This window comes from Companilactobacillus futsaii JCM 17355, assembly GCF_001435505.1.
In the GTDB taxonomy this organism is placed as follows: domain Bacteria; phylum Bacillota; class Bacilli; order Lactobacillales; family Lactobacillaceae; genus Companilactobacillus; species Companilactobacillus futsaii.
Genome location: NZ_AZDO01000039.1, coordinates 70,296 through 85,286, shown reverse-complemented (window position 1 = coordinate 85,286; position 14,991 = coordinate 70,296). Strand labels below are relative to the sequence as shown.

The window sequence follows — 14,991 nt, the reverse complement described above, 5'->3', positions numbered from 1 at the left end:
AAGCAACAAGTTGCTAAGAATAATTTCACTACTGAGCCAATTTTCTTTGCTATTCCAGACTAGATAGTAATTCTATTTTTATTTCTTGAAATAAGGAATAAGAAATATGATTTAGTCAGTAGTGACGAAAAATTAATGTTAACCTTAGTTTATTTAAGAATCATAAAGGCGGAGACGCCTTTTTTCGTATTTAGGAGTTAATAATGGAAAAAGAATACATTTTAGCAATTGATGAGGGGACAACAACAGCTCGAGCTATTATTTTTGACCATAATGGTAAAAAAGTAGCCGTTGCCAGACATCCGATTCAACAAATTTTACCGAATCCTGGTTGGGTCGAACATGATCCCAATCTGATTTGGAATGCTGTACAGACGACTATCGCCACTGCTTTGATCGATTCAGGCATTAAGCCAAATCAAATTAAGGCAATCGGAATCGCTAGTCAAAGAGAAACGACAGTCGTTTGGGATAAGGAAACGGGTCTGCCAATTTATAACGCCATTGTTTGGCAAAGTCGACAAACTGCTCACTTGGCTAACGACATGATCAAGGCAGGTTTCAAAGATGAGATACATAAAAAGACTGGTTTGATTATCAGTCCTTATTTCTCAGCTACTAAAATTCGTTGGATTCTCAATCACGTTGAGGGTGCTCAAGAACGAGCTGAAAAAGGTGAATTGCTCTTTGGAACTATTAATACGTGGTTATTATGGAAATTGACTGATGGAGCTAGTTTCATGACCGATTATGCCAATGCAAGCCGAACAATGCTCTTTAATATCAATACTTTGCAATGGGATGAAGATTTATTAAAGCTTTTTAATATTCCTAAGGCAATGTTGCCAGAAGTTAAATCGAATTCAGAAGTATTTGGAATAACTAAAAATTATCAATTTTATGGTTCGGAAATACCAATTGCTGGGATGACCGGTTCTCAACAGGCTTCACTATTTGGTCAAATGGCGTTTGAAAAAGGAATGGTCAAGAATACTTATGGAACTGGTGCCTTTGCCGTTATGAATACCGGTGATAAGCCAGCATTATCCGATAATAATTTGTTAACGACGATTGCTTACGGTATCAATGGTGAAATTAAGTATGCCCTAGAAGGCAGTGTTTTCGTGGCTGGAGCGGCGTTACAGTGGTTGCGTGATGATATGCGTTTGATCAACAATACTCCGCAAACTTCAGATTATGCCAAAAGTTCAACTGATCATGACGAAGTCTATGTTGTTCCAGCTTTTGCCGGTTTGGGTGCACCATATTGGGATAATCAAGCTCATGGAACAATGTTTGGAATTACCCGTGGTACAACTGACAAAGATTTGGTCAAAGCCACTTTACAAGCAATTGCTTATCAAACTAAAGATATCATTGAAACGATGAGTTCTGATGCTAAGATGCCAATTGAAGTCTTAAAAGTCGATGGAGCAGCATCTGCTAACGATTATTTGATGCAATTTCAAGCTGATATTTTGGGAATTTCTTTGCAACGTTCATCAGAATTGGAAACTACTTCATTGGGAGTGGCTTTCATGGCTGGATTAGGAGTAGGTTTTTGGAAAGACATCGATGATATTAAGAAAAATTATCAAACGGGTAAGATGTATCAACCCAAAATGAAAGAATCTCTTAGAAAAGATCTTTATGATGGTTGGAAAGAGGCCGTTAAAGCAACAATGGCCTTCAAACATAACGCTAAATAATAAGAGCCTATATTAAAAGGTTCTTATTTTTTTTTGCCTATATATAAGGCTTTAAGAGTTGTTTATTAAAAAATGTTTTGACACTTTTGGTTTGTAAGTTTAATATTAATATATTATTTGTGTAATGTGAGGAGAATTTTTTAATGGACGAAAAGAAGGACCGAGGATTCTTCGGTCAACCGATAGGGTTACGTACATTATTCCTAACTGAATTCTGGGAAAGATTCAGTTACTATGGTATGCGTGCCATTTTGTTATTCTATATGTACTATGCTGTAACAAAGGGCGGACTTGGTATGGACCGTACCACTGCAGCATCTGTCATGTCTATCTATGGTTCACTAGTTTATATGTCTAGTGTGCTTGGTGGATTTATCAGTGATAGACTTTTGGGACCTAGAAGAACTGTCTTCTGGGGTGGTGTCTTGATCATGTTTGGTCATATCGTATTGTCACTCCCAATGGGCGAAACTGGTTTGTTTGTATCAATTGGACTTATTGTTATTGGTACTGGTTTATTGAAACCAAACGTATCCGAAATGGTTGGTGGATTGTATACCGAAGGAGATCCAAGACGTGATTCTGGTTTCAGTATTTACGTTATGGGTATCAACTTGGGTTCACTAATTGCTCCACAAGCCGTTACAATGATGTGGAACCACTTTAACTTCCACGCTGGTTTCTCATTAGCTGCTATCGGTATGTTCTTAGGATTAGTAGTTTACTGGTGGGACGGTCGTAAGTACCTTCCTAAAGAAAGTTTACAAGCTCCAGATCCAATCACTGATGCTGAACGTAGTAAATTCTACAAATGTGTCATCATTGGTGTAATTGCATTTGTTATTATTGTTGTAGCTATGATGGCTATGAATGCTTTCACAGTTGATAACTTCATCACTATCTTGAGTATCTTAGGTATCGCTTTGCCTGTTGGTTACTTCGTAATGATGCTAACAAGTAAAAAGGTTACAAAGGTCGAAAGATCACGTGTATTTGCTTATATTCCATTGTTCATCGCTGCTGCAATTTTCTGGGCAATTGAAGAACAAGGTTCAGTTGTTTTGGCACTTTTCGCTGCTGAACAAACTCAATTGAACTTTGCTGGTTTGCATTTGTCAGCTCCACAATTCCAAATGCTTAACCCATTCTTCATCATTATCTATACACCATTCTTTGCATGGTTATGGATTAAATTAGCTAAACGTCAACCATCATCACCATCTAAATTCTGGATGGGATTAGTTGCTACAGCTATTTCATACTTTGTTTTGATTATTCCTTTGATTGGCTTGGCTCCTGGTGATAAAGTTAGTCCACTATGGCTAGTTCTAAGTTGGGCTATTATCGAAGTTGGGGAAATGTTGATTTCTCCAGTTGGTTTGTCAGCCACAACTAAACTTGCTCCTAAGGCCTTCAGAGGTCAAATGATGAGTATGTGGTTTTTAGCTGATTCAGCTGGACAAGCTGCTAATGCTCAATTAGTTAAGTTATTCGAACCAGGAAATCCACAAAACGAAATGATGTTCTTTGGTGTAACTGGTATCGTTACGTTAGTTGCCGCAGTTCTCTTGATTATGTTTGTACCTAAGATCAAGAAATTGATGGCCGGTGTTAACTAATAAATTCTTGAAATTAAACTAAGTCATAACTTCGGTTATGGCTTTTTTGTTTTCTGATAAAAAAACATTTAAAATTCTTTATGAAATCGTTTACAATATTAATATAAACATTTGTGGAGGAGCGAGTGTTCATGAGGAAGAAAATCAAGCTGTTGATTCTTAGTTTCATCGCAGCACTGGCGATAGTTTTGGGAATTGCTCAAACTACCAAAGCTGCACAGATTAATAATGATCAAAAAGTTGTTACCTTGAGTGCAAATCGGGTAGCAACTTTTTTATTTTTGATATAAGAATATTTTCATTTAGAAGTATAATAATCCTAATTAAGAGAGGGATGATTTTATGAAGAGAATGGTTAAAGCTTTAATTTATAGTTTGGCTGTTTTTATTGGGATTTTTGGCATGGGGCAGTTGAATGTTTTGGCTGATGATTCACAAACTAATGAATCAACATCTGAATCAGTGAAAGACTCCGATGCTACACCACAACGATGGGGTAATGCTACTTGGTATGTTAAGGATAATGTACTTTACTTGGGAGGAACAGCAATTCCTGATTACGTTGATGGTTCTGATGATCAGCATCTAATTAATATTTTACCTTGGATGCAGGTTTATGAGGATACCATTACTAAAGTAGTGATTGCACCAGAAACTGGAAAGAAATTAAAGCTTCCAACTGATTCATCAGGATTATTCGCTGAACTCCCCAAATTAAAGGAAATTGAGGGCTTAGATAAACTTGATGTATCACAAGTAACCACTTTTTTTGGAATGTTTGAGCAGGATAGTAGTCTTACTAATTTAGATTTAAGTTCCTTTGAAGTTAGTGAAGGAGTATCGTGCTTAGACGAAATGTTTAAAGATGATACTAGTTTACAAACAATAGACATAAGTTCGTTCAATGGAGGCAGCTGCAAAAATATGCTGCTCGATTTACCCAGTCTTTATCAAATAAAAATGTCTAATTTAGATTTGAAGAATTCAGGGCTTAAATCTATTAGTAGTTGGATAAATACTAGTTCAAAGGAAAGTAGTGTTTCAGTAGAGTACCCTCAGTCGACAGAAGATGTTAGCACTTGGAATGTAAAAACACTTGATGGAATGCCAGAACCATTTTTCGTTGCATTCGCAAATAAAGACATTAAACTCGAAGATAAACAAATAACTAGTTATAATATTGATCAAACTCAAAGCAAGGATGATCAAAATACCTATTATCCACTAGTTTTCAGTATTCCAAAGAGTGAATTTGAATATTTTGGACAAAGTATTGATATTGATATACCTGAGGTAGATGGTTATACAGGACCTAAACAATTGAAAGTAACGTTAATAATTCCAATCAATTTACCAGAAACTCAGAATTATTTACAGTCACTTAATAATGGTGAATTTTCTTCAGATTCTGTGATGTTACAAGCAGCAAGTACGGGTAAAACATTTACAACGACTGTTGATGAAGGTTCAGAAACTTTTGATTATTCAATTTATTACACTAAAGATAAACCTGCGGTAAAACCCACAACACCATCAACACATCACACATCAACTTCTACAACGACAACAACAGTAACTTCCAAATATACTCACAAACTTCAAACCTTAACTGTTTATCCTGATAGATCAGCAGCCAACATTTATGATGAAGATGGCAACCTAAGTAAAACAGTTGCTCTTTCACCAGACTCAAATTGGCAAACTGACGAGTACATGACTATCAAAGGTGAGAAGTACTACCGTGTAGCAACTAATGAATTCGTCAAGGCTTCTGATATTTACTTGTACACACCCAAATATTCAGTAGTTAGAACCCATGGTGGTGCTGATTACATTTCACTAGATAATTCTCATGGCGATACAGTAACCAACCGTGCTTTGGCTATCAAAACTGATTGGAAAATTGATAAAGTAATTAAAATTAATAATGAAGATTATTATCGGGTAGCGACAAATGAGTTCGTCAAAGCTGATAATGTCGACGTTATAAAATAGTTAAAAGGATGAATCTGAAAATGATTCATCTTTTTTTACAAAAAACTCTTGAAATGGTCTGTTATTTTCGGTAATATAATTAAGTCGGATAAAGACATGTGGTAAACACATGGAGGGGTAGCGAAGTCTGGCTAAACGCGGCGGACTGTAAATCCGCTCCTTCGGGTTCGGTGGTTCGAATCCACTCCCCTCCATTCATTGGGTTATAGCCAAGCGGTAAGGCAACGGGTTTTGATCCCGTCATGCGATGGTTCGAATCCATCTAACCCAATAATTTTTACCAGTTAGTCGTCAACAAGAATAAACTTGTTTGACGGCTTTTTTTATTCCACAAAGAAAAAACACCGACGATTGTCGATGCCTAAGTGACTACACGATGGATAATTGCTTTTGACGGTTATATTGAGTGTTTCAAATATTATTGTTGGTCGCTAGGTTTAAACCACAGATAAGCGCCGTAAATGGCATTAGCCAACATAATTATTTGTAGAACGAACATCGAAGTGGAAGCAGGACTAACTACTTGTAATTGATTGAACCAGATGACAACATTAATGACATCTAGGGTGATCCAAGCAATCCACTGGGAACGATAACCATAAGTCATTAGAACTTGTCCAACAATTCCTAATGGCAAAAGAGTAGCATCTAAGTAAACCTGGACGCCATTCAAATGTTTACTGAAGAATAAAACGATGAAATAAATAATAAAGGTCGCCAAGAACCAGAAGATTCCTTCGCGCCAAGTTAATTTACGAGAAGCAACTTCTTCTTGGTCAGCTTGAGTAATCTCACGATGCCAAACTGAAAGACCTACGAATTGCATAATTAAGTAAAATGACTGCGAAGCGATATCACCAATTAAACGGTTGTTGATGGCAATGATTAGCCAAACTACACAACCTAAGACACCCCAACTATAATTAGTCAATCGACCTTGATCAACTAAGATTAGATTTAGGACAACGGAAGTACCGGTGATGACACCGATCCAGCCAGAGAATCCAAAATCCTTTCCCAAGATAAATGAAGCCCAGGTTGCTAAAAGCATAATGGTCATCATAACCTTGGTAGACTTCTTGAGGGTCTTTAATTCATGCACATTGCGTTGGAAATTAAAAACTTGTCCTAGTGCATTCGGTAAATCTCTTAGTGCAGTTGAAAAACGTTCAGTGAAACTACTATTTGAATTATTGGAATAATTATCCATGTGATAAAAAAATCTCCTTATTTGTTTTTAGACAGCCGTAACGGAAGCAACGCTGTTAGATCGTGTAGTCACTTGCATTTTAGAATATACTGATTAGTTTTTTATGTCAATTGATATAGACCTATTATTGTATTTGTTATAATTGTTTTTAGACCAATTCTTAATTTTTTACAAAAATACTGTATAATTAACAGAAGTAATGCTTAAAGGGAGTGCCAAATAAATGAAGGTACCAGTATATATACAAATTCATAATGAAATTAGAAAAGAAATCGAATCTGGCAAGTGGGCTGTTGGGGAACGTATACCATCAGAAAGACAGCTTTCACAAGACTTTGATGTCAGTCGGATGACACTTCGCCAAGCAATCCAAACTTTGGTCGATGAGGGAATTTTGCAAAGACAAGTTGGATCAGGGACGTATGTTGCTAGCAGCAAGGTTCAAGAAAAAATGTCTGGAACGACTAGTTTCACCGAAATCACTGAGAGCCAAGGTAAGAAGCCTTCAAGTAAGACGGTTTCTTATCACGTGGCCGATCCATCAATCAGTGAATTAGAAAAATTAAAATTAAAAGACGGTGATCAAGTTTTACGAATGGAAAGAATTCGTTATGCTGATCAACAACCGATTTGTTTTGAAGTTGCAACGATTCCAATAAATATTGTCAATAGTTTGAATAAAAAAGACATAACGTCTTCACTTTATAAAGCACTTGAAAACAAAGCTGGGTTAAAATTAGGTAACGCTACGCAAACTGTTTCTGCCATTTTAGCCTCAGAAAAAATTGCTAATTTCTTGAACGTTAAGCGTGGTTCAGCAATCTTACGTGTTCGCCAAGTAACGACCTTGGATGATGGTAGACCATTTGAATACGTTCGTTCACAATACGCTGGAGATCGTTTTGAATTTTATCTAGAAAGATAGATAATCAATTTCTTTAGAATTAAATTTAAGGTAAGATATAACCTACACATGTTTTAAATTTTTAAACTGGGAGTCACTTATGCAAAGCTTTATAAAAAAGTACAGTATCTTCTTGATGCTGTACATTATCTTTCAACCAGTATTAGATGCCATTACCGGTACGATGATGCGTTTTAATATTAATATTACCTTCGGGGTATTGATTAGAATGATCGTCATGGCGATAACGGTATTCTACATATTATTATTCTTGATCTTGAATCGAGATAATAAACACGGGTTTCGAATAATTGGTTATTTCGTATTATTAGCAGTAGTATCAGCTATTAATTTGGCAATCAATTACAAGACTAAAACTCTATTTATCCCATCTTTGGAAATTACAACTTTAGCAAAGAGTTTGTATTATCCAATTATGTTGCTCGGATATTTTTACGCTTTTGAGGAGTTAGCTGAAGATCGAATCATCAATCGCTTTTTCCCAAAGGTAGTCTTTATTGCGGTCAACATTATCAGTATCATCATGATTGTGGCTCACTTCACTAATACTAGTTTCAGTTCATATTCATACTACAAATTAGGAGAGAGTGGTTGGTTCTTCGCAGCTAACGAATTGAGTGCAATTGTTTCAATCTCTTTCCCAATTATGGTTTGGTATGCACTTAAGAAAATTAATACTTGGTCAAAAATTTATTATTGGCTAACGATTATTATTGCAATTTACTCAGCTCTGTTGATTGGAACAAAGGGTTCTTTGTTAGCTATCGTCTTTGGTATTTGTATGGCGATTTTGGCTTCAGTAATTCAATTTTTCCAAGATAATCGTCGTCGTAAATACATGGCTGGAATCATCGCTATGTTGGTCGTTACATTAGGTGGAATCTTTGCTGCATATCCTGCAATGGCCGTTTCTAGAACTGCTGAATTGCACAGTGATATGATCAAGTATAAGAAAAAACAGGCTAAGACAAAAAAGGGTATCACTAAGGATCAAAAGAAATACGTTGAAACTAATAAGACGGTTTCTTACTTATTCAGTGGTCGAACAGTTTATTTTGAAAATGCGGCTCACAACTTCTCCAAAGCAACGCCTGCACAAAAGGCCTTTGGAATGGGTTATGCTACTAACTTCAAGAGTGAAAAGAAAGCTAAATTGGTTGAAATGGATTATGTTGATATTTTCTTCCAATTTGGTTTTATCGGAACAATCGTTTACTTGGCACCACTAGCTTATTGCTTGATTTATCTAATTGGAGCATTCCTTAGAAAATTCAAGTATATGTGGTCATTTAAGTGGTCAATGCTAGTTTCCAGTGTCGCTTTAGGATTCGGAATGGCTTTGATGACAGGACACGTTATTGAAGCACCTTCAGTAAGTATTTATTTCGTAACCATTTTGAGTTATGCAATGTTGAATGCACGAATCTTTTTAAGATCTGGTGAGGATCCTTATACAATTGATGTAGAAGAATAATAAAAAATCCTGTTAGAATTAATTTTCTAACGGGATTTTTTTATAAGGATGCCGTCGTCCGCAAAAATCCTGTGGCTGGCTGGAACATAGCCGACACAGGATTTTTGCTCCCGACTAGAGTCCAATTTCTATTTAGGTAGGATTAGACACATACTTTGTTAATAACTTCTCTATTTTCTTGTACCAATCCATAAAAAAAGATATTCCTAGAACCACAGCAATGTACTGCTATTCTAATAATATCTTCTATTAATTTCTTGAAGTAATTTATATAAAAATAGAAACCACTATCTAGTCGGGAGCGAGGTCCTGGAAAATGCTCAGCCGCCAAATTTTACTTAGCAACTTGTTGCTTAGTAGAAGACCAATCTTGAAGACTTTGCCCGTTTTTGGTCTTAGCAAAGGCTCCAAGTTGCGTCGGCAGCGTTCCAGCAATTTTCCAGGGCCGAACGGACGACGGCAATTTAACACTATAACCAAAGAAAAATTTTGTTATTTCTTGTTTTTCTTTTCTTTATTGATCATATTCATATACTTAGGAATTGCCATCATACGACCAATTCTAGTTGGTTCAGTTACTAAGCGGTAGAACCACTCAAGATTGAGTTTTTGGAAAACCTTGGGAGCACGTTTCTTAGTTTCTGAGAAAACATCGAAACTACCACCGACACCGATCCAAACAGCATCTGCTTGATCACGGTACTTGTTGATGAAGAATTCTTGTTTTGGTGATCCTAAGGCTACCAAAACAACATTAGGCTTTTTAGCAGCAATTTCTTCAACGATTGGTGCATCGTCTTTGAAATATCCATCGTGATAGCCAACTAGGTTAACTTGAGGATATTGTTTTTTGATTTTTTTAGCGCTGGCTTCAATGACCTCTGGTTTAGCGCCTACCATATAAAGTTTTAATTGTTTGCGATTAACAGCTGAAATTAAATATTCTAAAGTATCAAAACCAGTGATTCTTTCATGGAGAGGAGTGCCTAGACTCTTGGCTCCTTTAATGATTCCGATACCGTCAGGGATGACATAATCAGCATTATTGATAATTTTTGAAAAATTGCTATCTTTTCTGGCCGATAGAACAATTTCAGGATTAGGTGTTACGATGAATCTGTTAGCTTTAAGGTCTAAATCGTCATCCAAATATTTGTGGAATTGTTTAGCGGTAAAGTTGTCAAATTCTGTACCTAAAATATTTACTCTATTTTTGTGCATGGCGTTCTCCTTTAATGTATTATTATACACGAGAAAGATTAATTTGAGAGGTGTCAAAATGCGCGTTTTACATATTAATGCCGGTAATGAAGACGGTGGAGCAAGAACTTATATTATCAACTTGATGAAGGGCCAAAAACAAATTGGTGTTGAGAGTACTTTATTGACCTTTCAAAGAGGTCCCGTTTCGAAAATGGCCAAGGAAAATGGATTAAGCGTGTCTGTGATTGAGCAAAAGCAACGTTTTGACTTGTCTATTTTGAAACCATTAATTAAATATATCAACAATAATAATTTCGATATCGTTCATACTCATGGTCCACGGGCAAATTACATTGTTTCCTTGATTCGAAAGAAAATCAATGCTAAATGGGTTATTACAGTCCATTCTGACCCTCGTATCGATTTTTCAGGGCTCAAAGGGTCAGTTATGCTCAAATTAAATCTTCACGCCTTAAAACGCGCAGATTCGCTTTTCTACATGAATCCTGATTTGGTAGATTATTTTGAATCATTGAAAATTCCTGATGAAAGAACTTTTGAAGTTTTCAATGCCATTGATTTTTCTGGAATGAATCCTCAATTCAACCGTCAATCGACTTTTAGTCTTTTGGAAGTAGCGCGTTTAGTTGATGTTAAGAATCATCGCTTGTTATTAGAAGCATTGAGCAAGGTCAAATTTAACTATCGTTTGACTTTGGTTGGTGATGGTCCGTTAATGGATGATTTACGTGAACTAGTCAAGAAACTGGACATTAAGGATAAAGTCGAATTCGTTGGCTTTAGAGAAAATACCGGTGACTATTATCAAGAGTGCGATGTTTCCGTTTTGACATCGAAGTCGGAGAGTTTACCAACAGTTTACCTAGAATCGGCCGCTTATGGCAAACCAGTTATTGCGACAAATGTTGGTGCAACTGATAAAGTTATTAATGATGAAACTGGTTGGTTAGTTGAATCTGACAACGAGCAAGAATTAATCAGCGCTTTAAATGATGCCCATGATTTTTGGAAAGATGGTAACTTGGATCAAAAAGGTTTAGCTCTTTATCAAGAAGTTCGTGACAACTATTCAATTGAAAAATTAGCTCAAAAAGTAAATGACGGCTATCAAGCGACTTTGGATGCCAATTAATGTAAAATAAATTTTGTTAATCAAATTATTAAGGGAGATATGATGACTCAATTTCAAAATGAAGATTTAACTTTGCATACTGATTATTATGAACTCAATATGATGTATACATACTGGAAGAAGGGGCTGCATAATCGTCGGGCGGTTTTTGAAGTTTATTTCCGTAAACTGCCTTTCGACAACGGTTTTGCTGTCTTTGCAGGTCTAGAACATGTAGTTAATTATCTTAAGAACTTAAGTTTTTCAGATTCAGATATCGATTACTTGCGTGAATATGGGGAATATGATGAAGAATTCTTACGCTGGTTAAAAGATATGCAATTCAGTTGTACAGTGCGTTCAGCTCTAGAAGGAGATTTGGTTTTCAATGAAGAACCAATTTTCCAAGTTGAAGGACCACTAGCACAGTGTCAATTGATTGAAACTGCCGTTTTGAATATGGTTAATTTCCAAACACTTATCGCTACTAAAGCCGCTCGTATCAAGACAGTCTGTGGCGATGATCCCGTTATGGAATTCGGTTCTCGTCGTGCACAAGAAGTCGATGCCGCTATTTGGGGAACTCGTGCCGCTTATATTGCCGGTTTTGATGCTACAAGTAACGTTTTGGCTGGTAAATTATTTGGTATTCCAATTTCTGGAACTCATGCTCACGCTTTGGTACAAACTTATCGTAACGAATATGATGCCTTCAAGGCTTATGCTACAACGCATAAAAATTGTGTCTTCTTAGTTGATACTTATGATACTTTGAAGAGTGGTGTACCTAGTGCAATCAAAGTTGCTCGTGAAATGGGTAACAAAATCAATTTCTTAGGTGTTCGAATCGATTCTGGTGATATGGCTTATATTTCTAAGCGTGTCAGAAAACAACTTGATGAAGCTGGTTTTCCTAATGCTAAGATCTATGCTTCTAACGATTTGGATGAAAAGACTGTTTTGAACTTGAAGATGCAAGATGCCAAAATTGACGTCTGGGGTATCGGAACTAAAGTTATTACTGCCTTTGACCAACCGGCCTTAGGTGCTGTCTACAAGTTAGTAAGTATTGAAGATTCCAAAGGTAACATGATGGATACTTTGAAACTTTCTAGCAATGCCGCTAAGATTTCTACACCCGGTAAGAAACAAGTTTGGCGCATTACTAACAATGAGAAGAACGATAAGTCAGAAGGCGACTATGTAACTTTCTGGAATGAAGATCCTCGCGAACACAATTCACTTTACATGTTCCATCCACAATACACGTATATCAATAAGACAGTTGAAGATTTCCAAGCTAAGCCATTGCTACACGATATTTTCGTTAATGGAAAATTAGTTTATGATTTGCCAAATGTAAAGGAAATCAAGGACTACTGTGCAGCTAACTTAGATTCACTTTGGGATGAATACAAGCGTATTTTGAATCCTCAAATTTATCCAGTCGACTTATCTTCAAAACTATACAGTCATAAGATGAAGTATATTGAGAAGATTAGAAATGATGTAAACAATATTAGATTAGGTGACTAAAAATGAGACCATTGCAAAAAGAAATTATTGAATTTGAACATACTAAACCAGAAATCGATCCAGAAGCCGAAATTAGACGCTCAGTTGATTTTTTGAAGACTTACTTAAAACAACACAGTTTTTTGAAAACTTTGGTGTTGGGTATTTCTGGTGGACAAGATTCCACGCTAGCAGGTAAATTATCAGAAATTGCTATGACAGAACTTCGTCAAGAAACTGGCGATAACGATTATCAATTCATCGCTGTTCGTTTGCCATATGGTGAACAAGCTGATGAATCGGATGCCATGCAAGCTATCGAGTGGATGCAAGCTGATAAAGTCGTCCGTGTAAATATCAAAGACAGTGTTGATGCAATGGTAAAAGCCGTTGAAGATAATGGTTTGACTATTTCTGACTTTAACAAGGGTAATATCAAAGCTAGAGCTAGAATGATTGCCCAATATGCAATTGCTGGAGATAAAAAAGGTGTCGTTGTCGGAACTGACCATGCAGCTGAAAACATTACAGGTTTTTATACAAAATACGGTGATGGAGCTGCTGATGTAACGCCGTTATTCCGGCTTGATAAGCGCCAAGGTAAAGCAATGCTTGAGAAATTAAACGCTCCAAAAAATCTTTATGAAAAAATTCCGACAGCTGATTTGGAAGAAGACCGTCCAAGCCTTCCTGATGAAAAAGCTCTGGGAGTTTCTTACAAAGATATTGATGATTATCTTGAAGGCAAAGATATTGATCCTAAACATGCTGAAATTATTGAGAATTGGTATAAGAAGACAGCTCATAAGCGTCGTTTACCTTATACAGTTTTTGATGTGTAATAATAAGTCCAACCAATTTTTTGAATTGGTTGGACTTTTTTATCAAATTGGTTGAATTTTTGAATGCGCTTACCCCATTGGCGGACAATAATAAACTAATGTCTCAATCAGTTCTATCTAATAAAAATCATATGTTAGAATTAAAGGGTAATCTTTAAGAAGAGGTGTTTAACAGTGAAAAGTGATTTAATCTCCCTTATGAAACCATCAGTTGTGGCCATTAAACAACAAGATATTTTTAAGTTTAATGCCAAAGCTAAGAGTGTATCCGGAGCTGTTAATATGACCGTTGGGGAACCAAATTTTCCAACTCCTGATCATATTAAAAAGGCTGCTATTGCAGCAATCAATGAGAATAAAACTCACTATACAGTTCCCGAAGGAGACCATGAGCTTTTACATGCAGTGGCTACTTATCTACATGACAAGTACGATTTGAATTATGATCCAGAGAGCCAAATTTTGGCTACTGCTGGTGTTACAGAAGGTGTCTTCTCAGTTTTTAATGCAATTTTGCAAACTGGGGATGAAGTTTTGATTCCATCGCCTTCATTTACAATCTATGGTCCAGACGCTAATTTTAACGGAGCTTCGCCAGTCTATTTAGATACTTCCAAGACTGACTTTAAGATGACTCCCGAAATGTTAGCTGAAGTTTTGAGAACAAATCCTAGAATAAAAATTTTATTATTGAATTACCCAAGCAATCCAACTGGTGTTAGTTATACAAAAGCTGAGTTGGAAGCTTTGGCTGAAGTTTTAAAAAAACATGATATTTTTGTCGTTAGTGACGAAATTTATAGTGAATTGACTTATAATTTTAAGCATGTATCGTTCGGAACAATTTTGCCAGAACAAACAATTTTGTTGAATGGTTTATCTAAATCGCATGCGATGACTGGTTGGCGTTTTGGTGTCGTTTGTGGACCTGCTGAAGTGATTGCTCAGATCAATAAGATTCATGAATTGGCAACAACTTCAATTACTTCAATTACACAATACGCTGCTTTGGAAGCTTATAAGAATGGTTATGACGATCCAATTCCAATGCGTCAAGAATATCAAGCTCGCCGTGATGTTTTGCATAAGGGATTAAAGAAATTAGGCTTTGATTGTCCTGATCCCGATGGTGCATTTTACTTATTCATTAAGATTCCAGAAGGCCTTGAACAAGATGACGTCAAATTTGCCAACGAATTACTAGAAGAAGAACATTTGGCAATTTTACCAGGCAGTTTCTTTGGTATTGGTGGTGAAGGTCATTTACGTTTGAGCTACGCTGCAAGTATGGATAATATCAATGCTTGTTTAGATAAACTTGGTGATTTTGTGAAGAAACACAGCAAATTAATTCATCAAGTATAAGG

The 14,991-nt window shown here is 36.2% G+C and carries 13 protein-coding genes and 2 tRNA genes; 12 read left to right on the top strand and 3 right to left on the bottom strand.

Annotation, left to right across the window (positions count from 1 at the left end; all coding sequences use genetic code 11):
- The first annotated feature begins 203 nt into the window (after nucleotides 1-203).
- The 6 genes from glpK (at nucleotide 204) to FC88_RS04005 (ending at nucleotide 5,594) form a co-directional block, all read left to right on the top strand.
- A complete protein-coding gene (glpK, locus tag FC88_RS04025; protein WP_057813038.1) occupies nucleotides 204-1,709 on the top strand; it encodes a glycerol kinase GlpK in 1,506 nt (501 codons plus the stop codon).
- A 143-nt stretch (nucleotides 1,710-1,852) separates the two neighbouring features.
- Nucleotides 1,853-3,328, top strand: a complete 1,476-nt coding sequence (locus tag FC88_RS04020) for a peptide MFS transporter (RefSeq protein ID WP_057813036.1) — start codon at nucleotides 1,853-1,855, stop codon at nucleotides 3,326-3,328.
- 131 nt (nucleotides 3,329-3,459) lie between these two features.
- Nucleotides 3,460-3,618, top strand: a complete 159-nt coding sequence (locus FC88_RS12790; protein WP_157060416.1) for a hypothetical protein — start codon at nucleotides 3,460-3,462, stop codon at nucleotides 3,616-3,618.
- 52 nt (nucleotides 3,619-3,670) lie between these two features.
- Nucleotides 3,671-5,323: an SLAP domain-containing protein gene (locus FC88_RS04015; protein ID WP_057813034.1), complete on the top strand. Its 1,653-nt coding sequence runs from the start codon at nucleotides 3,671-3,673 to the stop codon at nucleotides 5,321-5,323.
- Between the two features lie 111 nt (nucleotides 5,324-5,434).
- Nucleotides 5,435-5,517 (top strand) — tRNA-Tyr (locus FC88_RS04010).
- A gap of 5 nt (nucleotides 5,518-5,522) precedes the next feature.
- Nucleotides 5,523-5,594, top strand: a tRNA-Gln gene (locus FC88_RS04005).
- Between the two features lie 147 nt (nucleotides 5,595-5,741).
- On the opposite strand, the gene pnuC is transcribed toward FC88_RS04005, so the two are convergent.
- Nucleotides 5,742-6,533: a nicotinamide riboside transporter PnuC gene (gene pnuC, locus FC88_RS04000; RefSeq protein WP_057813032.1), complete on the bottom strand. Its 792-nt coding sequence runs from the start codon at nucleotides 6,531-6,533 to the stop codon at nucleotides 5,742-5,744.
- 223 nt (nucleotides 6,534-6,756) lie between these two features.
- Here pnuC and FC88_RS03995 point away from each other — a divergent pair, with 223 nt between their 5' ends.
- On the top strand, nucleotides 6,757-7,458 hold the full coding sequence (locus FC88_RS03995) for a GntR family transcriptional regulator (protein WP_057813030.1): 702 nt from the start codon (nucleotides 6,757-6,759) through the stop codon (nucleotides 7,456-7,458).
- Nucleotides 7,459-7,537: 79 nt separating this feature from the next.
- Nucleotides 7,538-8,932: an O-antigen ligase family protein gene (locus tag FC88_RS03990; RefSeq protein ID WP_057813028.1), complete on the top strand. Its 1,395-nt coding sequence runs from the start codon at nucleotides 7,538-7,540 to the stop codon at nucleotides 8,930-8,932.
- 334 nt (nucleotides 8,933-9,266) lie between these two features.
- On the opposite strand, the gene FC88_RS13250 is transcribed toward FC88_RS03990, so the two are convergent.
- Together FC88_RS13250 and FC88_RS03985 are read right to left on the bottom strand one after the other, a co-directional pair.
- A complete protein-coding gene (locus FC88_RS13250; RefSeq protein ID WP_268750927.1) occupies nucleotides 9,267-9,395 on the bottom strand; it encodes a hypothetical protein in 129 nt (42 codons plus the stop codon).
- Nucleotides 9,396-9,424: 29 nt separating this feature from the next.
- Nucleotides 9,425-10,153 carry a WecB/TagA/CpsF family glycosyltransferase gene (locus FC88_RS03985; protein WP_057813026.1) on the bottom strand — a complete coding sequence of 243 codons (729 nt, stop codon included), beginning with the start codon at nucleotides 10,151-10,153 and terminating at the stop codon, nucleotides 9,425-9,427.
- A 58-nt stretch (nucleotides 10,154-10,211) separates the two neighbouring features.
- Between FC88_RS03985 and FC88_RS03980 the strand changes: the two genes are divergently transcribed.
- From FC88_RS03980 to FC88_RS03965, 4 genes are all read left to right on the top strand, one after another.
- Nucleotides 10,212-11,288 (top strand): glycosyltransferase, encoded by a 1,077-nt coding sequence (locus FC88_RS03980; RefSeq protein ID WP_057813024.1) that lies wholly within the window; start codon nucleotides 10,212-10,214, stop codon nucleotides 11,286-11,288.
- Nucleotides 11,289-11,327: 39 nt separating this feature from the next.
- Nucleotides 11,328-12,803, top strand: a complete 1,476-nt coding sequence (locus tag FC88_RS03975) for a nicotinate phosphoribosyltransferase (protein WP_057813022.1) — start codon at nucleotides 11,328-11,330, stop codon at nucleotides 12,801-12,803.
- A 2-nt stretch (nucleotides 12,804-12,805) separates the two neighbouring features.
- Nucleotides 12,806-13,624: an ammonia-dependent NAD(+) synthetase gene (gene nadE, locus FC88_RS03970; RefSeq protein ID WP_057813020.1), complete on the top strand. Its 819-nt coding sequence runs from the start codon at nucleotides 12,806-12,808 to the stop codon at nucleotides 13,622-13,624.
- Between the two features lie 198 nt (nucleotides 13,625-13,822).
- Entirely contained in the window at nucleotides 13,823-14,989 is a 1,167-nt protein-coding gene (locus FC88_RS03965; protein WP_057813073.1) for an aminotransferase class I/II-fold pyridoxal phosphate-dependent enzyme, read from the top strand.
- Nucleotides 14,990-14,991 lie beyond the last annotated feature (2 nt).

Coding starts and splice junctions, on each gene's coding strand:
- glpK (WP_057813038.1), top strand. CDS start 204: ATGGAAAAAGAATACATTTTAGCAATTGATGAGGGGACAACAACAGCT.
- FC88_RS04020 (WP_057813036.1), top strand. CDS start 1,853: ATGGACGAAAAGAAGGACCGAGGATTCTTCGGTCAACCGATAGGGTTA.
- FC88_RS12790 (WP_157060416.1), top strand. CDS start 3,460: ATGAGGAAGAAAATCAAGCTGTTGATTCTTAGTTTCATCGCAGCACTG.
- FC88_RS04015 (WP_057813034.1), top strand. CDS start 3,671: ATGAAGAGAATGGTTAAAGCTTTAATTTATAGTTTGGCTGTTTTTATT.
- pnuC (WP_057813032.1), bottom strand. CDS start 6,533: ATGGATAATTATTCCAATAATTCAAATAGTAGTTTCACTGAACGTTTT.
- FC88_RS03995 (WP_057813030.1), top strand. CDS start 6,757: ATGAAGGTACCAGTATATATACAAATTCATAATGAAATTAGAAAAGAA.
- FC88_RS03990 (WP_057813028.1), top strand. CDS start 7,538: ATGCAAAGCTTTATAAAAAAGTACAGTATCTTCTTGATGCTGTACATT.
- FC88_RS03985 (WP_057813026.1), bottom strand. CDS start 10,153: ATGCACAAAAATAGAGTAAATATTTTAGGTACAGAATTTGACAACTTT.
- FC88_RS03980 (WP_057813024.1), top strand. CDS start 10,212: ATGCGCGTTTTACATATTAATGCCGGTAATGAAGACGGTGGAGCAAGA.
- FC88_RS03975 (WP_057813022.1), top strand. CDS start 11,328: ATGATGACTCAATTTCAAAATGAAGATTTAACTTTGCATACTGATTAT.
- nadE (WP_057813020.1), top strand. CDS start 12,806: ATGAGACCATTGCAAAAAGAAATTATTGAATTTGAACATACTAAACCA.
- FC88_RS03965 (WP_057813073.1), top strand. CDS start 13,823: ATGAAACCATCAGTTGTGGCCATTAAACAACAAGATATTTTTAAGTTT.